General features: G+C 66.2%; 20 protein-coding genes and 2 tRNA genes. 11 read left to right on the top strand and 11 right to left on the bottom strand.

The genetic code is table 11. The annotated features are described in order from the left end of the window. The first annotated feature begins 3 nt into the window (after nt 1-3). Together J2X44_RS00110 and J2X44_RS00105 are read left to right on the top strand one after the other, a co-directional pair. Nucleotides 4-909 carry an aldo/keto reductase gene (locus J2X44_RS00110; protein ID WP_310087168.1) on the top strand — a complete coding sequence of 302 codons (906 nt, stop codon included), beginning with the start codon at nt 4-6 and terminating at the stop codon, nt 907-909. Further along, on the top strand, nt 906-1,988 hold the full coding sequence (locus J2X44_RS00105; protein ID WP_310087166.1) for an LLM class flavin-dependent oxidoreductase: 1,083 nt from the start codon (nt 906-908) through the stop codon (nt 1,986-1,988). The genes J2X44_RS00110 and J2X44_RS00105 overlap by 4 nt, the downstream gene beginning before the upstream one ends. A gap of 137 nt (nt 1,989-2,125) precedes the next feature. Here J2X44_RS00105 and J2X44_RS00100 read toward each other — a convergent pair. The 6 genes from J2X44_RS00100 to J2X44_RS00075 form a co-directional block, all read right to left on the bottom strand. Then, nucleotides 2,126-2,200, bottom strand: a tRNA-Glu gene (locus J2X44_RS00100). A gap of 51 nt (nt 2,201-2,251) precedes the next feature. Then, nucleotides 2,252-2,327, bottom strand: a tRNA-Glu gene (locus J2X44_RS00095). A gap of 113 nt (nt 2,328-2,440) precedes the next feature. Next, nucleotides 2,441-4,210 (bottom strand): single-stranded-DNA-specific exonuclease RecJ, encoded by a 1,770-nt coding sequence (gene recJ, locus J2X44_RS00090; RefSeq protein ID WP_310087164.1) that lies wholly within the window; start codon nt 4,208-4,210, stop codon nt 2,441-2,443. Continuing rightward, nucleotides 4,207-5,733, bottom strand: a complete 1,527-nt coding sequence (locus tag J2X44_RS00085; protein WP_310087162.1) for a PH domain-containing protein — start codon at nt 5,731-5,733, stop codon at nt 4,207-4,209. Before J2X44_RS00085 ends, recJ begins: the two co-directional genes overlap by 4 nt. After that, complete coding sequence (locus J2X44_RS00080) at nt 5,730-6,260, bottom strand: PH domain-containing protein (protein WP_310087160.1); 531 nt, start codon at nt 6,258-6,260, stop codon at nt 5,730-5,732. Before J2X44_RS00080 ends, J2X44_RS00085 begins: the two co-directional genes overlap by 4 nt. A gap of 25 nt (nt 6,261-6,285) precedes the next feature. After that, on the bottom strand, nt 6,286-8,247 hold the full coding sequence (locus J2X44_RS00075) for an alkyl sulfatase dimerization domain-containing protein (protein ID WP_310087158.1): 1,962 nt from the start codon (nt 8,245-8,247) through the stop codon (nt 6,286-6,288). A gap of 65 nt (nt 8,248-8,312) precedes the next feature. Between J2X44_RS00075 and J2X44_RS00070 the strand changes: the two genes are divergently transcribed. From J2X44_RS00070 to J2X44_RS00060, 3 genes are all read left to right on the top strand, one after another. After that, a complete protein-coding gene (locus J2X44_RS00070) occupies nt 8,313-8,801 on the top strand; it encodes an NAD(P)H-dependent oxidoreductase (protein WP_310087156.1) in 489 nt (162 codons plus the stop codon). Between the two features lie 95 nt (nt 8,802-8,896). Continuing rightward, complete coding sequence (locus J2X44_RS00065) at nt 8,897-9,322, top strand: nuclear transport factor 2 family protein (RefSeq protein ID WP_310087154.1); 426 nt, start codon at nt 8,897-8,899, stop codon at nt 9,320-9,322. After that, on the top strand, nt 9,319-9,666 hold the full coding sequence (locus J2X44_RS00060) for a putative quinol monooxygenase (RefSeq protein ID WP_310087153.1): 348 nt from the start codon (nt 9,319-9,321) through the stop codon (nt 9,664-9,666). The genes J2X44_RS00065 and J2X44_RS00060 overlap by 4 nt, the downstream gene beginning before the upstream one ends. Nucleotide 9,667: 1 nt before the next feature. On the opposite strand, the gene glpX is transcribed toward J2X44_RS00060, so the two are convergent. Further along, the gene (glpX, locus tag J2X44_RS00055) at nt 9,668-10,639 is read right to left on the bottom strand and encodes a class II fructose-bisphosphatase (protein ID WP_310087151.1); all 972 of its coding nucleotides are present in this window, start codon (nt 10,637-10,639) and stop codon (nt 9,668-9,670) included. Nucleotides 10,640-10,766: 127 nt separating this feature from the next. On the opposite strand from glpX, the gene J2X44_RS00050 reads away from it, so the two are divergent. Then, a complete protein-coding gene (locus J2X44_RS00050; RefSeq protein ID WP_310087149.1) occupies nt 10,767-11,156 on the top strand; it encodes a hypothetical protein in 390 nt (129 codons plus the stop codon). A gap of 125 nt (nt 11,157-11,281) precedes the next feature. Here the strand turns inward: J2X44_RS00050 and J2X44_RS00045 are convergent, their stop codons facing one another. From J2X44_RS00045 to J2X44_RS00035, 3 genes are all read right to left on the bottom strand, one after another. After that, nucleotides 11,282-12,118 (bottom strand): hypothetical protein, encoded by an 837-nt coding sequence (locus J2X44_RS00045; RefSeq protein WP_310087147.1) that lies wholly within the window; start codon nt 12,116-12,118, stop codon nt 11,282-11,284. A gap of 56 nt (nt 12,119-12,174) precedes the next feature. Further along, complete coding sequence (locus tag J2X44_RS00040) at nt 12,175-13,494, bottom strand: homoserine dehydrogenase (RefSeq protein WP_310087145.1); 1,320 nt, start codon at nt 13,492-13,494, stop codon at nt 12,175-12,177. Nucleotides 13,495-13,605: 111 nt separating this feature from the next. Next, nucleotides 13,606-14,415, bottom strand: a complete 810-nt coding sequence (locus J2X44_RS00035; protein ID WP_310087143.1) for a hypothetical protein — start codon at nt 14,413-14,415, stop codon at nt 13,606-13,608. 341 nt (nt 14,416-14,756) lie between these two features. On the opposite strand from J2X44_RS00035, the gene J2X44_RS00030 reads away from it, so the two are divergent. The 4 genes from J2X44_RS00030 (at nt 14,757) to J2X44_RS00015 (ending at nt 17,388) form a co-directional block, all read left to right on the top strand. Further along, on the top strand, nt 14,757-15,413 hold the full coding sequence (locus J2X44_RS00030; protein ID WP_310087140.1) for an energy transducer TonB: 657 nt from the start codon (nt 14,757-14,759) through the stop codon (nt 15,411-15,413). A 60-nt stretch (nt 15,414-15,473) separates the two neighbouring features. Continuing rightward, a complete protein-coding gene (locus J2X44_RS00025) occupies nt 15,474-16,280 on the top strand; it encodes a MotA/TolQ/ExbB proton channel family protein (protein WP_310087138.1) in 807 nt (268 codons plus the stop codon). Between the two features lie 125 nt (nt 16,281-16,405). Further along, the gene (locus J2X44_RS00020) at nt 16,406-16,927 is read left to right on the top strand and encodes a biopolymer transporter ExbD (protein WP_310087136.1); all 522 of its coding nucleotides are present in this window, start codon (nt 16,406-16,408) and stop codon (nt 16,925-16,927) included. A gap of 35 nt (nt 16,928-16,962) precedes the next feature. After that, on the top strand, nt 16,963-17,388 hold the full coding sequence (locus J2X44_RS00015; RefSeq protein WP_310087134.1) for a biopolymer transporter ExbD: 426 nt from the start codon (nt 16,963-16,965) through the stop codon (nt 17,386-17,388). A 227-nt stretch (nt 17,389-17,615) separates the two neighbouring features. Here J2X44_RS00015 and J2X44_RS00010 read toward each other — a convergent pair whose 3' ends face one another. Beyond that, nucleotides 17,616-18,305, bottom strand: coding sequence for an OmpA family protein (locus J2X44_RS00010; protein WP_310087132.1), 690 nt, complete (start codon nt 18,303-18,305; stop codon nt 17,616-17,618). A gap of 230 nt (nt 18,306-18,535) precedes the next feature. Here J2X44_RS00010 and J2X44_RS00005 point away from each other — a divergent pair, with 230 nt between their 5' ends. Beyond that, on the top strand, nt 18,536-19,861 hold the full coding sequence (locus J2X44_RS00005; protein WP_310087130.1) for a hemolysin family protein: 1,326 nt from the start codon (nt 18,536-18,538) through the stop codon (nt 19,859-19,861). Nucleotides 19,862-20,016: the final 155 nt, after the last annotated feature.

The following is a 20,016-nucleotide window of genomic DNA, read 5'->3' as shown; positions in this document are numbered from 1 at the left end:
TATATGAGCGACCTTCCCGCCGTCCCCACCACCCGCGCCCTCGGCCAGAGCGGCATCACCATATCCTCGCTTGCGTGGGGCATGTGGCGCTTTGCCGGACCCGCCGCCGCCGCCCGCCAACTGGTCGATGCGGCGCTCGACATCGGGATTACGCTGTTCGACACTGCCGACATCTATGGCTTTGACGGCAGCGGCGGCTTTGGCGACGCCGAAAGCCTGCTCGGCGAACTGTTCGCCGCCGATCCCGGCCTGCGCGGGCGCATGGTGCTGGCCAGCAAGGGCGGGATCATGCCGCCGCTGCCGTACGACAGCAGCGCCGCCTATCTGGTGCAGGCGATCGATGCGTCGCTGCAGCGGCTCCAGACCGACGTCATCGACCTGTGGCAGGTCCACCGGCCCGACATATTGACCCATCCGCAGGAGGTCGCGGGCGCGGTGCACAAGGCGCTGGCCGCCGGGAAAATCCGTGCGATCGGCGTGTCCAACTGCACCCCGGCACAGATCGCGGCGCTCCAGCATTTCCTCGACGTGCCGCTCGCCAGCACCCAGCCCGAACTGTCTCCCTTGCGGATCGACCCGTTCGAAAATGGCGAACTGGATCAGGCGATGCAGATGGGCATGGCGGTGCTCGCCTGGTCGCCGCTGGGCGGCGGGCGTCTGGCCGAACCGACCAATGACCGCGAACGCGCGGTCGTCGCGGCGCTCGATGCCGTGGCCGCGGCGCATGGGGTCAGCCGCACCGCGGCGGCGTATAGCTGGCTGATGGCGCATCCGGCGCGGCCCATCCCGATCGTCGGGACGCAGAATGTCGCGCGGATCGCCGAGGCGGCCGACGCCTTTGCCGTCGGCTGGACGCGGACCAGCTGGTACGACGTGTTCGTCGCGGCGCGAGGAGAGAAATTGCCATGACCCAGGGTGAAGCGCATCGTCCGTGCGAGGTGAGCTGGTTTTCGGCGCTGTGCGACGATGATTATGAATTTCTGGGCCAGCCCGATCCGATGCTGCAATCGAGCTGGGAGCATTGCCGCAATATCGTTCTGACCGCCGAAAAGGGCGGTTTCGACAATATATTGCTGCCGTCGGGCTATCAGCTCGGGCTCGACACCACGGTGTTCGCTGCGGCGATCGCGCCGTTCCTCGACCGGATGCGCCTGCTGATGGCGGTGCGGATCGGCGAGGACTGGCCGCCGCAGCTGGCGCGGCGCATCGCCACCCTCGATCGTATCCTGGGCGGCCGCCTGACCGTCAACATCATCTCATCGGACCTGCCGGGCCAGACGCTCGACAGCGAACCGCGCTATGCACGCACGGTCGAGGTGATGAAAATCCTGAAGACGATGCTGTCGGGGCAGCATCTGTCGCACCATGGCGAATTTTACGATCTCGAGCTCGACCCGCCGCGGATGACGACGGTGTCGGGCCGCTGCCCGCCGCTCTATTTCGGCGGGCTCAGCCCCGCGGCGCGCGACGCGGCGGCGGAAGCGGCGGACGTGTATCTGATGTGGCCTGACACGATGGACAAGGTGCGCGACGTCGTCGGCGACCTGACCGCGCGTGCGGCGGCCAAAGGGCGCCAGCTGAAATTCGGCTATCGCGCCCATGTCATCGTCCGCGAGACCGAGGCCGAAGCCCGCGCCTACGCGGGCCGCCTGCTCTCGAAACTCGACGCCGGGGTCGGCGAGGCGATTCGCCAGAAATCGCTCGATACCGCGACCGCCGGGGTCGCGCGCCAGACCGAATTGCGCGCCTCGGCGGGCGACGACGGATTTGTGGAGGATAATCTGTGGACCGGGATCGGCAGGGCGCGTTCGGGCTGCGGCGCGGCGATCGTCGGCGATCCCGATCAGGTACTCGCCAAGCTGCGCGCCTATCAGGCCGAAGGCATCGATGCCTTCATCCTGTCGGGCTATCCGCACGCTGCCGAATGCGACCTGTTCGCGCGCCATGTCCTGCCGCATCTCGACCATGGGCCGCTGACGCTCGATTAATCGGGGGGGAGCGATGGGTTAAGGCGGCGTGCACGGGTCGTCGCCAACCCCTTCGGCGCGCCATTTTCCGGTGCTGCTGCCGGAGCGGCAGGATGCCCGGAGTTGCTGTGAAGGATAGTTTAAGCGGGACGTGGCGCTGGTGACCCCTACGGGAATCGAACCCGTGTTTTCGCCGTGAGAGGGCGACGTCCTGACCGCTAGACGAAGGGGCCGCAGGGTCGGAAATTTTCGGAAAGAAAGCCCGCCGACCGCGCGCTTGACCGTGGTGACCCCTACGGGACTCGAACCCGTGTTTTCGCCGTGAAAGGGCGACGTCCTAGACCGCTAGACGAAGGGGCCGTCGTTCGGTGAAGCGGCGCATTAGACGGGCATCTTGATGCGGTCAAGCGCCGTTCGACACGCTCGCAGGGCGCCGCGCGTAAAATGTTGCGCGGGCTGCGTTCAATCGGCCATCAATCCGCCCACGCCGCGTCCTCCAAGTGGAGCTCGGCCGCGGGGCGGCTGCCCCAATCGTCGCGTTTGGCGCGGCCTGCAAGCCATAGTTTGCGGCCGCCGCGCGCGTGGAGCAGGGTCTGGCCCAGTTCGGTTTCGGCGCTGCGAAAGGCGACCGCCTTGAACCGCGCGCCGTCGTCGCCCGCCACGATCAGCCGGACGTGGTCGGTGCCGACGATGCTGGCCTCGACGATTCGCACCGGCCCGGTGGCAACGCGCGGCGCGGGCCAACCGGCGCCATAGGGTCCGGCGCTTTCGATTGCCTCGCACCAGAGCGGCGAGATGCCGCGCGGCGCCAGCACCGCATCGATGAGCAGTGATTTGTCGCCGCTGGCGCGCGCCACATCGGCGGCGAGCCGGTCATTGAGGAACGCGCCCAGGGCATCGACCTGATCGGCGGCGACGGTCAGCCCCGCCGCCATCGCATGACCGCCGCCCGCGACCAGCAGCCCGTTTTCCTTGGCGGCGAGGATCGCGGCGCCCAGATCGACGCCGCTGATCGAGCGTCCCGATCCCTTGCCGACCCCCGCGTCATCGATGGCAATGACGATTGCCGGGCGGTGCAGCCGTTCCTTCAGACGTCCGGCGACGATACCGATCACCCCGGGATGCCAACCCTGCCCGGCGACGATCGCCACCGGAGCGTTGCCGCACGCGGTGCTGGCGGCGATGGCTTCGTCGAGCACCCCCGCCTCGATCGCGCGGCGTTCCTCGTTCAATCGGTTGAGTTCCAGCGATATGTCGGCGGCTTCCTGCGGGTCCGATGTCGTCAGCAGCCGCACGCCCAGGTCCGATTTGCCGACCCGCCCGCCCGCGTTGATCCGCGGGCCGAGGGCAAAGCCCATGTCGCTGGCGGTCGGCGGTTTGGTCAGCCGCGCCGCGTCCATCAACGCCGCCAGCCCGGTGTTGCCGCGCCGCGCCATCACCTTCAGCCCTTGCGTCACCAGCGCGCGGTTGAACCCGGTCAGCCGCGCTACATCGGCGACGGTGCCCAATGCGACCAGATCGAGTAGGTCGATCAGCGCGGGCTCGTCGCGGCTCGCGAAAAAGCCGCGCCCGCGTAAGGTGCGGAGCAGCGCAGCGCCGAGCAGGAACGCGACTCCGACCGCGGCCAGATTGCCGTGGATCGCGGCGTCGGGGGCTTCGTCGAGCCGGTTGGGGTTCACCAGCGCCAGCGCCTTAGGCAGGGTGGTGGCGCATTGGTGGTGATCGACGACGATGACCTCGACCCCCGCGGCATTGGCCTCGGCGATCGCCTCGAACGCCTGCGCACCGCAATCGACGGTGACGATCAGTTTCGACCCGGCTTCGCCGATCTTGACCAGCGCGGCGCCCGACGGGCCATAGCCTTCCATCAACCGGTCAGGGATATAGGCGCCCGCGGGCAGCCCGAGCCCGCGCAGCAGGCGGACGAGCAACGCCGCAGAGGTCGCGCCATCGACGTCATAGTCGCCGAAGATCGTCACCGCCTCGCGCCGCTCGACCGCATCGGCGAGCCGCGCCGCAGCGGCGTCCATATCGCGGAACCGCGACGGATCGGGCATGAAACCGCGCAGCGTAGGCGCGCGCTGGCGATCGAGATCGTCGCGGGCAACCCCGCGCGCCAGCAGCAGCTGGGTGACCAGATCGTCGGGGGCGAGATTTTCGCTGGCCATATCGGCGCTGGCACGGCGCCAATGCCATGGCTGGCCCAGAATCGACCGGGTAATGCCGAGTGCTGTCTCGCTCATGCCCGCGCTCGTGCAGCCAGGATACGGGCGCGCAAATCCTGTGCGGTCGCCAGCGGGATGGCAGGAATCTCGTGGCTGGCCAGCGAACTGCCGCCGGGAACCCCGAACACCAAGGTCGCGAGGCCCAGCGGACGCAGGATGAAGTCGGTCTTGAGGTCGACGCTCTGCACCGATGCGTGCGGCAGCAGGGTCAGTTTGGGTTTCCAGAAGCCGCGGCGGATCGCGACCTGCTCGCCCATGTCGGTCCAGCGGTGAAAGCGCGCGCCGAACAGCGACACCGCGCCGATCAACACGCCGATGCCCGGCCCGAACCAGCCGAGCGCCTGCCCGAAGCCGACCGCGACCAGCCCGCCTGTGGTCGCCCCCAGCGCGCCGATCAGCCCGCCCAGCGCGATGACGCGGTGGCTGTGCTGCCACGGCGCGGCGGCGTCAGGACGCGCGATCGCAACCTCGTCCAGCACCGGGTCGATTGCGGTCAGCTTGGCGAACGGCACGACCTGATGGTCGCGTTCCTTCTCACCGTCGCTCGCCAGACTTTGCAACCGTAGTTCGTGCCAGCCGAAGCGCCGCCGAAACCAGCCGGTGATCAGGATCGCCGCCTGCACCCGCTTGACCGGCACGGCGACGTCGGTGCGCGTCGTCAACCCGCGGGTGCGGCGCAGCGTGCGGGGCTCGCGGGTCAGGCGGAAATTCCAGTTGGCAAAGACCATCGTCGCGATGCCGCTCGCAAAGCCGATGAAGAGGAGCGAAATGGCCGCGCCGACCCCCGCGATACACCGATGCGCGAGCAGCCATTGGTCGAGGCCATAATCTTCGGCGATGTCGATCCAGTCCCGCGGGTTAAAGACGTTGAAATCGAACGGCAGCAGATTGTCGAAAAACTGCATGCCCGCGCCGACCACGGCGAGCGCGGCGAGCGAGAAGTTGAACAGCCCGGCGACCAGCAGCTGGCGCGGCGTCATCGCGAACAGCAAGCGGTCGGCGGCGACCGGCGCGGCGTCAGGGGTATCCGTCGCCGTTGCCACGACCGCGGCCTCGCCGCTGCGGTGGGCGCGAATCGTCGTCCGCAGCGCCTGCGCCGCGTCGAGGCCGATGGCGTCGAGGCTCGCGTCATTCTCCTTGCCGCCCGCCCCGGTTTCGAACCCGACCTTGGCGATGCCCAGCGCGCGCGACACCAGCCCCTGTTCGATGCTGACGTCCTGGATGCGGTCGAAGGGGATGGTGCGGTGCTGGCGCGACAGGACCCCGCTTTCGATCACGACTTCGTCGTCGCCGACGCGGAAGCGAAAACGTAGCCAATGGAACCAGGCGGCAACCAGCGAGAACAGCAGGAAGGCGAGGATCGCCGGGACGATATAGACCCAGTTTCCAGTGAAACCGAGCGCCGCGACGGCGGGCAGGAACTGGAGCGATCGCGGCCCGAGCTTGACGATCGCCAGCGCCAGCGTCGCCGGGTGCAGCCGCTGCCAGCCCGCGTCATCGTCGCTGATCGGAACGGCCACAGCCGCGGCGGTCTGGCTCATGCGAAATCGGTCTGGATGTGGCGCCGGATCGTCTCGCGCATCGCGGCGGCCAGGTCGGCGGGCAGGCCGGGCAGGGTGACGGTGCTGTTATGCGTCCCCGACGTGTGGACGATCAGGTGCGACAACCCGAACCAGCGTTCGATCGGCCCCTGTCCGACGTCGATATGCTGGACGCGCACGAACGGCACGATGGTGTCGGTGCGGAACAGCCAGCCGCGCGCGACGCGCAGCTGCCCGTCGCCGATTTTATACCCCCAGCGCGACACGCGCCGCGACGGAAAGGTGATGATGACGATGAGAGCGATCAGCCACGCCAGCGCGGTGATCAGCCCATATGGCCCCTCGATATGGCGGATCAGCAGATAATCGAACACGCTCGCCCCGATCGCCAGCGGGATCAGGTTGAGCGCCGTCGCGATGCGCAGCGCCTGGGCATAAGCGGGATCGACCGGATCGAGCCCTTCGGCGGCGTTCAGCGCCTCGGGGTCGAACGGATCGGTCGGGTGGACGGCAGGGGTGTCGATCATCCTCCCTCGTTACCGTGTTAGAGGCCTATGGCACAACAATATTGAAGCGCGGGTCGGCGGGCGGGTGGAGAGCGAACCACGATAGGAACGCCATGCGGTCGCCATCGATCTTGATCGCCCCCGATTGCATCAACGCCGGAAATTGCGCCTGCCCCAGCATGACATCGTCGAGCGTGGTGCGGTTCAGCGTGATCGTCGCGGTCGGCGCCGCATCCTTGACGCCATAGCGTGGCACCTCAACCCCGCCGCCGACGACCACCGCCACCGTCTCCTTGCTGTCGGGCATGACGAACTGGAATGTGCCTTTCAGCGTCACGCCCTTGGCGGCGTCGAAGCGCGTCGCCAGCGCATCGAAAAAGACCGCGGTCGGGATCGCGCTGACGAACGACCGGCTCTGGCCGTTGCCCGACAGGCTCTGCACCGCATTGCCGCGCAGCGTCGCCGCCCCGGCCAGATAATAGTTGCGCCACGCCCCCGATTCGGCCTGATACCCCATCTGGTCGTAGGCCGACGCCAGCGCGGCGCGGGCGGCCTGGTTGTCGGGCTGGGCGAACACCAGCTTGTTCAGCAGCTCGGCTGCCCAGCGATAATCGCCCGCCTTGATCGCTGCCCGCCCCGCCGCGAGCAGCTTGTCGGTGCCGCCCGCCAGTTCGACATATTTGGGCGCCGACGCTTCGGGGGGCAGCGGGTTGAAATTGGCGGGATTGCCGTCCCACCAGCCGAAATAGCGCTGATACACCGCCTTCATGTCGTGGTTGACCGTGCCATAATAGCCGCGCGCGCTGAAATCGCTGGCCTGCCCCGGTGCCTCGGGCGTCGCATCGGCCAGCTCGTGCAGCGTCGCGCCGCGGTTCGCGAGGAACAGGGTGCGGTCGTGGACATAGCGATAAATGTCGCGCTGGCTCGTCAGCAGCGCCGATACCTCGCCCGCCCCCCAAGTCGGCCAGTGATGCGACGCCAATGCCACCTCGGCCTTGCCGCCCCATTTCAGCAATGTCGCGTCGATGACCTTCGACCAGTGCAGCGCATCGCGCACCTGCGCCCCGCGCAGGGTCAGCACATTGTGCAGCGTGTGGGTGACGACCTCCGTCGTGTGCAGCGCCTTATACGCCGGGATATAGAAAACGAACTCCGACGGCGCCTCGGTTCCGCCCGCGTCGAGGAAATCGAACGCCAGCCCGTCGATCGTCAGGGTGCCGCCGTTCGCGCCGACGACCTCGGTCGGCTCCATATAGCCGATCGTCCCCGACGACAGCTTCGGTCCCAGCCCGGTATCGACCTGCCCCGCCGGTCCGGGCGGCAGGATCGCACCGAACATATATAGCGCGCGCCGTCCCATCGCGGTCCCGGCGAGCACATTTTCGGCGGTCGCTTCTTCCGAAAAGCCGTGTGGCGCGATGATGCGGATCTTTTCCTTTTTCACCTGCTCGGGGGTCACGATGCCGCCGACCCCGCCGAAATGGTCGCTATGGCTGTGCGAAAAAATCACCGCCTTGATCGGCCGCCGACCCGATTTCGCCTCGACCGTATCGGCGAACAGCTTCCATCCTGCCGCTGCGGCCTCTTCGGACAGCAAGGGATCAACGACGATCCATCCCGTCTTCCCGCGGATGATCGTCATCACCGAAATATCATAACCGCGCAGCTGCCAGATCTGACCCGGCACCACCTCGAACAAGCCATGCACCGCGTTCAGCCGCGCCTGCCGCCAAAGCGACGGATTGACCGTATCGGGTGCAGTCTTGACGTCGAGAAATGCATAAGGCCGCCGGTCCCACACCGTCTTCCCATCCTTGCCCAGAATCACCCCGCCAGGAATCTCGGCCAGCTTGCCGCGCAGCACATTGGCTTCGTCGCGCGGGTCATCGAGCGGCAGGCGCGCGGCGATTTCGGCCTGCGCGGCGCGGGTCGCCTCGCTCGCGGCATCCTGCGCGGCGGCGGCGAAGGGCAGGGTGCTGGCAAGCAGCAGGGTGGTCAGTCGGCGCATATCGTCTCTCCCCCATATTTGGACGCCAGCTTGCGCCGCGCTCCGGCGCTTGGCAAGCATGGCGGATGACCGATGCGCCCGCCCTGCTGATCGTCTGGCACAGCCGCACCGGCGGCAGCGAAGCGCTGGCGCGTGCTGCGGTGACGGGGGCGGGCAAGGCGGCCCGGCTCGTCCGCGCCGAGGACGTGACCCCCGACCGGTTGAGGGCAGCGAGCGGCTATCTGTTCGTCGGTCCCGAAAATCTCGCGGCGCTGTCGGGCGCGATGAAGGAAATGTTCGACCGCTGCTATTACCCGTGCCTCGGCCAGTTGGAGGGGCGCCCCTATGCGACGATCATCTGCGCCGGATCGGACGGCGAGAACGCCCAGCGCCAACTCGACCGTATCGCGACGGGGTGGCGGTTGAAGCGCGTGGCCGAAGGGGTGATCGTCAACACCGCGGCGCAGACACCCGAAGCGATCCTCGCGCCCAAGACGATCGCCACGGACCGGCTGGCTGAAGCGCGCGATCTGGGGGCAGCGCTGGCCGAGGGACTGGTGGCCGGAATCTTTTGATCCGCGCGCTTAGCGCAATGATTAGTCCCGTTGCGCCGCAGCGCGCGGCATAGTCCGTCGGGCGTGAAGCATCGGCTTTGCCAGCAGATCGGAAAATGGAGGGACGGATGGGCTTTTCGGGGCCGCTGGAAGATCGCATCGCATTGCGCGATCTGCTCGACAGCTATGCCGATGCGGTATGCCGCCATGACGCCGCCGCTTGGGCCGCGACATGGGCCGACGACTGCCAATGGGAGCTTCCCGGTTTCGGCGCGTTTTCGGGCAAGGCGGCGGTGGTCGACACCTGGACAGCGGCAATGCAGGGCTTTCCCGGTCTGGTTTTTCAGGCGTGGCCCGGCGCGATGAGGATCGACGGCGATGGCGCGACGATGCGGTCCTACACCGCCGAAACCTATCGACGGGGCGGGGTGATCCATCGCGATCTGGGCGAATATGACGACCAATGCGCCAGGATCGACGGACGCTGGTATTTCGTCAGCCGGCGCTTTCGCGCGCTGCATCGCCAGGAGGACGCGGCATGAAGATCGTCATCGAGGCCAAGGTCGATCTTGATCCGGCGCGGCGGGCCGCGGCGCTGGAGGGCGCGCGCCAATGGATCGCAGGCGCGCAGGCGCAGCCCGGCTGCCTCGGTTATTTCTGGACCGCCGATCCGCACGATCCAGCGCGCGTGCATGTGTTCGAAGAATGGGAAAACGCCGCGGCGTTGGCCAGTCACCTCGCCGGGCCGCAATATCGCGGTATGCTGGCGCATATCTCGGGCTTCGGGCTAACCCATGCGGTCAGCCGCAAATTCGCGGTTGCGCGGGAAGCGCCGGTCTATGACGATACGGGCGTCGCGACCGCCGACTTCCCGGCGGCGAACTAGCTCATCCCGCGCGGTGTTCGCCGCGCACCCAGCGCACCGTGCCTGACGACGCGCGCATCACCACCGTCTCGGTGGTCATCACGCCGTCGCGGCGGTGCTTGACGCCGCGCAGCAGCGACCCGTCGGTGACCCCGGTAGCGGCGAAAATGACGTCGCCCTTGGCGAGGTCTTCCAGGTCGTAGACGCGGTCGAGATCCTCGACCCCCCATTTGGCGGCGCGCCGACGCTCGTCGTCGTTGCGGAACAGCAACCGGCCCTTGAACTGGCCGCCGACGCAGCGCAGCGCCGCCGCTGCCAGCACGCCTTCCGGGGCACCGCCGCTGCCCATATAGATGTCGATATTGGTGTCGGGATTGGTCGTCGCGATCACCCCAGCGACGTCACCATCGGGGATCAGCGCGACGCCGCAGCCCAGCGCGCGCAGCTCGGCGATCATCGCCTCGTGGCGCGGGCGGTCGAGCACGCACACCATCACCTCGGCGGCGGTGCAGCCCTTTTCCCTGGCAACGGCTTCGACATTCTGGCGGATGCTGTTGTCGAAATTGACGATGCCCGGCGAATAGCCCGGGCCGACCGCCAGTTTGTCCATATAGACGTCGGGGGCGTTGAGCAGGCAGCCTTCTTCGGCGATCGCCAATACCGCGAGCGCGTTGGGACCGGCCTTGGCGGTGATCGTCGTGCCTTCCAGCGGATCGACCGCGATGTCGATTTTCGGGCCTTTGCCGGGCGCATTGCCGACCTTTTCGCCGATATACAGCATCGGCGCTTCGTCGCGTTCGCCTTCACCGATAACGATGGTGCCGTCCATATACAGCGTGTTGAACGCGGTCCGCATCGCTTCGACCGCGGCGGCATCGGCAGCCTTTTCGTCGCCGCGACCGATCAGCTTGGCAGCGGCGATCGCCGCGGCTTCGGTGACGCGCACCATTTCGAGCACGAGCACCCGGTCAAGGTTGCTGCCGCTATTCGTCATGGGTCACTCTCCGCCTTTACTTGCTGTGCCATGTTGGCATGGTGCGCGCCATATGGCCGGTCGCACTGCTTGTCGAGGATGCTTCGCCCGATTCGGAGCTGCCGTCGCGCTATTGTGCGTCCTGCCCGTGACAGCCGCCGCACAGGTCCAGGGCCCGCCAGCACCGCCTCCGCCCCGCGATGCCGAAACCGCAGCTGCCAACGCCAAAGAGCTGGTCGATCCGATCCGCCGCTGCAAACCCGCCGACGACGGGTCGATCAATGTGTGCGGCACCGACACCCAGTTGCACCGGCTGACCCCCGAATTGCGCGCGATCGCGGGCGTGGGCCGCGACGCCCCGCCCAAACTGCCGCGCGCCGAGGCAAAGGCGATGAGCCTCGACAAGCTGCCCTATAACTGGATGTCGATGGGTGGGCGTTATGCCCCTGGCCCCGAATATAATGCGCTTTACGAGATGGCGAAGCGCGCGACCGACCCCGAAACCGGAACGCCGCCGCCGCCCGAGCCGGACCCCTGAAGCCTATTCAATAAAGATTGAACCGTAGCCCTGAGCCTGTCGAAGGGCGCCTATCGCAGTGAGGCGCCCTTCGACCGGCTCAGGGCTACGGTGATGATTGATCCGACCTACAAGGCCAGGTGATTTCAAGCGAACACTTCGGCCGGCGCGGCGCCGGGCCGGGCGGCGCGCAAGAACCCTGCGGCGAACAAGATTTGCGCCAGGAAATAGACAGCGAACAACAGCACCCAGCCAAAGCTCATCGCCGTTTCCAGCACGGTGCCCGGCACATGGGCGTTGTTCCAGATGACCGCGCCGTGCAGCAGGACCAGCCCGCCGAACGCCGCGGCGACGAGCAGGCCGACGAGGAAATAAAAGCCGAACAGCCGCCACTGCGCTTCGCGCGTCAGCCGCCAGGATTCGGCAAAGGCCGACACGGGTTCGAGCCTGGACGACGCGCCCATGATCGCACCGGTCAGGCACAGCCGGGCGCCGATCCAGGTTCCGAGCAAGGACAGCAGCAGGCGATAGGCTTCGCTGATCCACCCGCCCGCGAGCGCGTTCCATTCATAGATGCCGATCGTCGTGATGATCGGCAGCACGACCAGCAGACCTGTCCCGACATAGACGAGGATATTGGCGATCAGAAAGGCGGCGCCCGCAACCATCCCGTACATGATCTCCGACACATAGCCTTCGCGCATCTCGGCAAGCAGCGCGTTCCACGCGGCGAGCATGGCGCCCGCGACGATCGCCGCGACGATGCCCAGCAGATAGAGCGGCCCCGCGATCGAGCCGCTGACGTGCGAGCCATAGGGGTTGGCGAGCAGCGCGATCACGGTCCGAAGATCGAAGATGGGTTCGCTCGACAACAGCAGGAACGGCAGCACCACCCCCATGGCGACATAGGCGGCGAGTGCGCCCTTATGCTCGCCGGCCAGCGCCCGCGCTTCGGCGAGCCCGCTTCTGATTTCGATGTCCATGACGCCCCCTGCTCCCGTGACCGGGGTAACAAAGTGCGCGGCGATTTCAAGCGGGCTTAAAGTGCCAGAATCGGCATCAGCATCGGCGCCGCGACGATATGGTCCGATCCGGCCAGCATCGCCAGCGCCGCGTGGATTGCCCGTGCCGGACCTTCATGGGTAACCAGCACGATGACGACGCCATCCTCCTCGTCGGTGCCGCGTTGAATGAAACTTTCGATCGACACCCCGGCATCGCGCATCGCTGCCGCGATTTCGGCAAGTACGCCGATGCGGTCCTCGACGATAAGGCGGACATAATGTTTGCCGACCCGCGCCCCGGCGTCGGCGACCGGTGCGGCGTCGAGCGAGGCGACCGGCATCGCAAAGGCAGGGCCATATTCGTCGCGCGCAATGTCGATGATGTCGGCGACGATCGCCGATGCCGTCGGCCCCGCACCCGCGCCCGCGCCCTCGAAGAACAGTCGCCCGACAAAATTGCCCTCGGCGACCACGGCGTTCAAGGCGCCGGGGACATAGGCGAGCGGATGGTCGGCGGGGACCAGGCACGGCTGGACATGCTGATACAGGCCGGTTTCGTTACGCTCGGCCATGCCGATCAGGCGGACACGGTGCCCCAGTGCCTCGGCCTCGCGAATGTCGGCGGCGATCAGGCCGCGGATGCCGTCGGCGGCCACCGCCGCGATGTCGAGCCGGGTGCCGAAACACAGCGCCGCCAGGATCGACAGCTTGTGCGCGGCGTCGATCCCGTCGACGTCGAAGCTCGGGTCGGCTTCGGCATAGCCTTCGGCCTGCGCCGCGGCGAGGGCGTCGGCGAAACTCGCGCCGTTACGCTCCATTTGCGTGAGGATATAATTGCAGGTGCCGTTGAGGATGCCATAGACGCGCGCGATTTCGTTCGCCGACGCACCCTCGCGGATCGCCTTGATCACCGGGATGCCGCCCGCGACCGCGGCCTCATATTTCAGTGGGGTGTCGCGGTCCTCGGCGAGTCGCGCCAGATCCAGCCCATGATGCGCGATCATCGCCTTGTTCGCGGTGACCAGCGCCTTGCCCGCGCCGAGCGTGTGGCGCGCCAGAGTGAGCGCCGATCCGTCGGCGCCGCCGATCATCTCGACGACAACATCGACATCGTCCGCCGCGACCAGCGCGTCCATATCATCTTCCCAGCGATAGGGCGCCAGGTCGATGCCGCGGTCCTTGTGCCGGTCGCGCGCCGACACCGCGACGATTTCGATCGCGCGCCCGGCGCGGCGGGCGATCAGGTCGCGGTTCGTTTCCAGCAGCCGCACGACGCCGCCGCCAACAACGCCGATTCCGGCAAGCGCGACGCGGAGCGGCGGGCGGGGCGCGGTCGGGGCGGGAACAGGCGACATAGGGAGACTCCGGGCAAAGCGCGGGGTCAAGCCCCGCCTAGCGAGCGCCCTATCGGCTTTTGCAATGGAAACAACCCCGGCACGCCTAGAGGGTGTTGAAGCAAAACTTTATCAACCCATCGGCGGTTTGCGGGTGCGGGTGCATTCGCCGAGCGCGCCCAGCACCACGCCATAGTCCGACGCTGCCTTGCGGCGATCCTCGGGCGCCGTCCCCGCCAGCTTGTTCAGCGCCAGCTGGCGCGGCAGGCCGCAGGCGAGTCGGTACCAGGCCAGGGTGCCGCGCGCCGGCACCGCCGCCGAACCATCGACGATTTCGCCGAACGCGGCGGCCCAGCGCCGCGACCCGTCGGCCGCGGTCAGGATAGTCAGCGATACCGGCTCGCCGGTGCGCGTGTTGAGAAACAATTGCGTTTCGCCCTCGCCGGGCAAGGTACCGGGAACGTGGAAGCCGTTGGCAATGCCGGTGATCGCGGGCGGCGCCCCGGGCTTGACCAGTTCGGTCAGGATCGCACGCAATTGCGCCTCGGTCGCCGCGTCCCACGGCAGTTGGGCGTCGGGGGCGATCAACCGCACGCTGCCGGTGCTGCTGCTGCCCGCTGCGGCGCCCGCGACGGGGCGGGCGAACAGCAGGACCGCCTGTTTCTTTTTCAGCTTCGCCGGTTTGCCCTTGGCGTCCAGCGGCAGGTCGACGAGATAGGAAACGCGCGATGCCAGCGGACCCGAGCCGCGAATCAGGCTGATCACATCAGCCTCGACATAGAATCGGCTATGACCCGCTGCGACGCCCGGCGCCTGCGCGGGTTTCAGCGCCACGCTACTGTGAATACGCGCATGGAGCGCCATCGGCGCAGCGCTCGCCAGATCGGCGATGTCGGCATAGCTATACGGGCTCGCCGCCGCCGTTGTTGCCGCCGGTTGCATCGCGGAAACGCCAGCGAATCCGGGGCTGAGAGCCAAAATTCCCGCGATCGTTGCTGCCAGGTACACGCGCATGGTCGATTGACTTTCCATCATTGTTGACACCGGTAGCGGTGCATCAGTCCCCATCATGGGACAAGCCACATTAACCCCTGATAAAGGGTTTGCGAACTTGCCGCCACCGCGATAGGACGGGCGTCGAAGCGTCCGGCAAGAACATAATAAGCCGAACGTAGCGCCGCCGGGTCTGTGGAACGCATCGGAAATCATCCGGGCATTTGGCAACCGAACCCGTCGGCAGGGAATTGGTGTCAGGATGATCTAGCAAGGAGCGTCGTCCCTGAATGGCTTATGGTGATAATGTCGACCCTAAAAACAGGGTAGTGGCGATTGTCTTGGTTGGTTTGCTTACAGCGGTTCTGGGCTACGGCCTGGTCAACGGCCTGAATATCAGCATCGTCAAGAAAATCGCCGAAAAATTGGACGTGGTGGACATCGAAGAGCCGCCGCCACCGGAAGAACCGCCGCCGCCGCCGCCGCCGGATAACCAGCTGCCGCCGCCGCCGCCGGTGGTGACGCCGCCGTCGCCGATTCCGCCGCCGGTCACGACCAACACGGTCCAGTCGGTGCCGGTCGCGCCGCCGCGTCCGCCTGCGCCCGTTTATGTGCCGCCGGCTCCGCCCGCACCACCGCCGTCGCCTGACCTCAGTGCCGCCGGTACACCGCGCGGCAATCCGGGTCGCTGGGCGACGAACGACGACTATCCGGCGCGTGCCATGCGTGAAGAACGCGAAGGCACGACGGGTTTCCGCGTCACCTATGGGGCCGATGGTCGTATCACGTCGTGCGATGTCACGTCGTCGAGCGGTCATGCTGACCTTGATGCCGAAACCTGCAAGCTCATCCAGCGTCGTGGCCGGTTCAATCCGGGCAAGGACCGGGCGGGCAACCCGACGGGTGGCAGCTACAGCAATCGTATCCGTTGGCAGATTCCGCGCTGATTTGGCGCGCGGCTGTCTGGCTTCGAATTTTATCGAATTTCTTGAGAGGGAATATCCAATATGTTTAATCTGATCGCAAATGCCGCTGCTGCGGCACCGGCACACGAAGCGGGGCTGAGCCTCATGCCCGCCGCGATGTGCGTCAAAGAAGAGGGCGCGAGCCCGTACGGCATGATCCCCGCGCTGTGCGAAGGCGGTATCGTGTCGCAGGTCACCTTCCTGGTGCTGCTGATCATGTTCATCGGCACGCTCTACATCCTGTTCACCAAGCTGTTCGAACAGAATAAGGTGATGAGCCAGGGCAAGGCGGTCGATGCCAATTTCTGGCGCGCCCCGACGCTCGCCGACGGCGCCGCCAAGCTGGAAAAGAACAGCGCCTATCGCCAGGTCGTCGAAGACGGTCTGCGCGCCAACGAAGAGCATAACAAGCTGACCGACCCCGTCGAAGCGCATGACTGGATGCACGGCACGCTGGAACGTTCGCAGAACCACATCAACTCGAAGCTCAACGGCGGCCTCGCGTTCCTCGCGACCGTGGGTTCGACCGCACCGTTCGTCGGGCTGTTCGGTACCGTTATCGGTATTCTTCGCGCTCTCGTGAAAATCGGTGCGTCGGGTCAGGCGTCGATCGACACCGTTGCCGGTCCGGTCGGTGAAGCATTGATCATGACCGCCATCGGCCTGATCGTGGCGGTTCCCGCGGTGCTTGCCTTTAACTGGCTGCAGAGCCGCAACAAGGCGATCGCCCGCCGTCTGTCGACCTTCTCGAACGACGTGCTTGGTTCGATCATGTCGAACGGCCAGGTGAAGCCGGCGGCGCAGGCGCCCAAGGCTGCTGCCCCCGTCGCGGCACCGAAAAAGGCCTGAACGGCCTGAAGGGATCCCTGCCTGTCGCCCGGTGGCGGCAGGCGGGGTCCGCTGGACAGGGCGATACGCCGGTGGCGCGTCGACCCGATGTCCGTGACAGAAATTTTGTGACAGGATAAAATCCTATGTCGATGAGTGTAGGCGACAAGGGGGGCGAAGAGGCCCCAATGTCCGAGATCAACACGACTCCGCTCGTGGATATCATGCTTGTGTTGCTCATCATCTTCCTCATCACGGTTCCCGTGGTGCTGGAGACGGTGAACCTCAAGCTGCCGAGCGTGGCGTTCGAGGTGACGACGACCAAGCCTGAAAATGTGCTGCTGTCGATCCGCTCGGCCGATACCGATGGCGATGGCGAACCCAATGCCGAAAGCACCGCGTGTGAAGTCTATTGGGGCCAAACGCCGGTCGATTCCAAGCAATTGCTGGAACGTGGCCAGGCGAAACTCGAGCAGCTGCTTGAAGATATCGGCGGTCCGCAGAATATCACCGAGGAAAATTTCCCCGAAGTGCATATCCGCGGCGACGTCAACACGCCGTATCAGTGCATCGGCGGGGTGATCTATACGATGCAATATGCCGGCTTCCAGAAGATCGGGTTCATTTCGGAACCGGCTCCTGGCTCGGGCACGGTCGGCCGCCTGTAAGGGCGCCCGACGTTTAGGAATGAAGGAATAATCGCATGTCCATGGCAGTTGGAGATCGGGACGAAAACGAACCGATGATGGACATGAACACGACGCCGTTGATCGACGTCATGCTCGTGCTCCTCATCATGTTCATCATCACCATCCCGGTCCAGACCCACGCGGTGAAGATCGATCTGCCGGTGCCGACCGATGCGGCCAGCAATGTCGACCCCGAAAAGAACAAGGTGATGATCGACCCCGCCGGGACGATCACCTGGAACGGGACGCCGGTCGATCTGGCGCAGCTGGCGCAGTATCTGGAACAGACCAAGGCTTTGCCGGTCGAGCCCGAACTGCAGGTCCAGCCCGATCCCTTCTCGCGCTATATCGTCGTCGACAATGTGATGGCGGTGATCAAGCGCAGCGGCGTCGGCAAGCTCGGTTTCGTCGGCAACGAACAATATGCCCGCGTCTTCTGATCGCTGATCAAAGGTACGGAAACGGATGGGGCCGCGAAGCAATTCGCGGCCCTTTTCTGTGCCAGGGGCAGCGCGCCGTGGCGCTGGCGGGGGCGGGGTTGGGGCGTCGGCGCCGCTCACCTTTGTGACGTGACGCGTTAGCGGCGGGTTGCTCTACGACGACGCGGGCGCATGAAAAAGGGCGCCGCCGGTTGGCGACGCCCTTTTTTCTTCCACGGGCAGGAAATTCAGCCGGCGGCGTTGACGTCGGCCTGAGTGACCGGCGCGATGCGGATTTCGACGCGGCGGTTGCACTGATAATCGGCCTCGCCGCGTTCGGGCGAACATTTCAGCTGCGATTCGCCATAACCCATCGTCGCCATACGCGCCCGCTGGATGCCGCGGCCGCCGAGATAGTCGGCGACCGACGAGGCGCGGCGTTCGGACAGACCCTGGTTATAGCTGTCGCTGCCGGTCGAATCGGTGTGGCCATAGACGTCGATATAGGTGCTGGGATATTCGGCCAGCGTCGAGGCGACGTTGTCAAGCGCGGTGCGGAACTGCGATTTCACCAGCGCGCTGTTATAGTCGAAGGTGACATCGCCGGGCATGTTGAGCACCAGCTGGTCGCCCTGCCGTTCGACGTCGATGCCGGTGCCTGCGGTGCGCTGGCGCAGCTTCTTTTCCTGCTCGTCCATATAATAGCCGACCCCGGCGCCGGCGACCGCGCCGATGCCCGCGCCGACGATTTCCTCGGTCCGGCTGTTCTTGCCGCCGATCAGATCGCCGAGCAGATAGCCGCCGAGCGCGCCGCCGACGCCGCCGATCGCGGCTTTGGAAATCTTGCGCTCGCCGGTCACCGGATCGGTGACGCAGCCGGTCAGCGCCACGGCGCTGATGGTTGCCATTGCGGCGAGTTTGATGGTCTTGATATTCATTGGTCGCTCCCTTTTTTTGGCGGCCGCAACTGGTCCTGCGCGCACCGCCGGTCATGCCGATAACATATGGCTGGCGAACTGGTTCCCGAATCCGGCTGAACCATCGCTGAGGCAGGTGTTCAGCCGCCATTGTGCATTGCCGCGCCTTTGCCCTATAGCGGCGGCATGACCGACGACGACAGGGGCGGGGCGCCGACGCGCCGCCCGACCGCCCACCCCGCGATTCGCGCATGACCCCATTTCCCTGGTCCGACGTGGCGATCATCGCCGTCCTGATCCTGCTCAACGGCGTTTTCGCGATGTCCGAACTGGCGATCGTGTCGGCCCGCGCCCCGCGTTTGCAGGCCGCCGAAAAGCGCGGCAGCCGCGGCGCGGCGATCGCGCGCCAACTCGCCGCCGATCCGGGGCGGTTTCTATCGACGGTTCAGGTCGGCATCACGCTGATCGGCATCTTGGCGGGTGCCTATTCGGGCGCCAGTCTGGGCGGGCCGGTCGGCGACCGGTTGCAGCCGCTGTTCGGGCTCGACGACGAAACCGCGCTGACCGCCGGATTTGCGGTGGTGATCGCGGTCACCACCTATTTCTCGTTGATCGCGGGCGAGCTGGTGCCCAAGCAATTCGCGCTGCGCGCGCCCGAACCGATCGCGATCTTCATGGCGCTGCCGATGCTGTGGCTGTCGAAAATCGGCGCGCCGCTGGTGTGGCTGCTCGATCGCAGCTCGGCGCTGGTGTTTCGCGCTCTCGGCCTGAACCGGGAATCGGAAGATCGGGTGACCGCCGAGGAATTGCATCTGATCGTCGCCGAAGCGTCCAAATCGGGGCTGATCGAAGAAAGCGAGCGCGCGATCATTTCGGGCGTCGTCCGCCTGGCCGACCGTCCGGTGCGCGAGGTGATGACGCCGCGCAAGGATGTCGACTGGATCGACATCGCGCTCGATGCCCAAGGGGTGCGCGACAAACTGGTCGAAAGCCCGCACAGCCGCCTGCCGGTGGCGCGCGGGTCGGTCGACAACATCGTCGGCGTGGTGCAGGCGCGCGACATCGCCGCGGCGCTGTTTCGCGGCGAAGCGCTCGACCTGGAGCAGCTGATGCGCGCGGCAAAGGTCATCCACGACCAGATCGATGCGATGGACGCGCTCGAAGCCCTGCGCGCCGCCGACGTGCCGATGCTGTTCGTCCACGACGAATATGGCCATTTCGAAGGGCTGGTGACCCCGGCCGACTTGCTGGCGGCGATCGCGGGCGAATTTGCGTCGGATCAGGACATCGGCAGCGAGCCGTTCGTCGTCGAACGCGACGACGGCAGCCTGCTGATCGCCGGATCGATGCCCGCCGACCAGATGGCCGAACGGCTGGGGATCGAACTCGCCGAGGACCGCGACTATGCGACCGCGGCGGGCCATGCGCTGGCGATCCTGAAGCGGCTGCCGAAAGAAGGTGAGAGCTTCACCGACAAGGGTTGGCGGTTCGAGATTGTCGATATGGACGGGCGCAAGATCGACAAGTTGCTGGTGTCCGAAATCCGCAAGCCGCAGAACGATTCGGACGACGGATAGGCCGTTCGCACCGCTTAATGATGGAGCGTCAGCATTGGGGTGGGAAGCTGCCCTCATGAACTCGTCACCCCGGACTTGATCCGGGGTCCATGAGGCCATGCGCCGCCCGCTGCTGAGAGGGCGCATGGATCCCGGATCAAGTCCGGGATGACGAA

It is taken from the genome of Sphingopyxis sp. BE259, from assembly GCF_031457495.1.
In the GTDB taxonomy this organism is placed as follows: Bacteria; Pseudomonadota; Alphaproteobacteria; order Sphingomonadales; family Sphingomonadaceae; genus Sphingopyxis.
The sequence above is the reverse complement of the archived record's forward strand: the minus strand, read 5'-3'. Positions and strand labels throughout refer to the sequence as shown.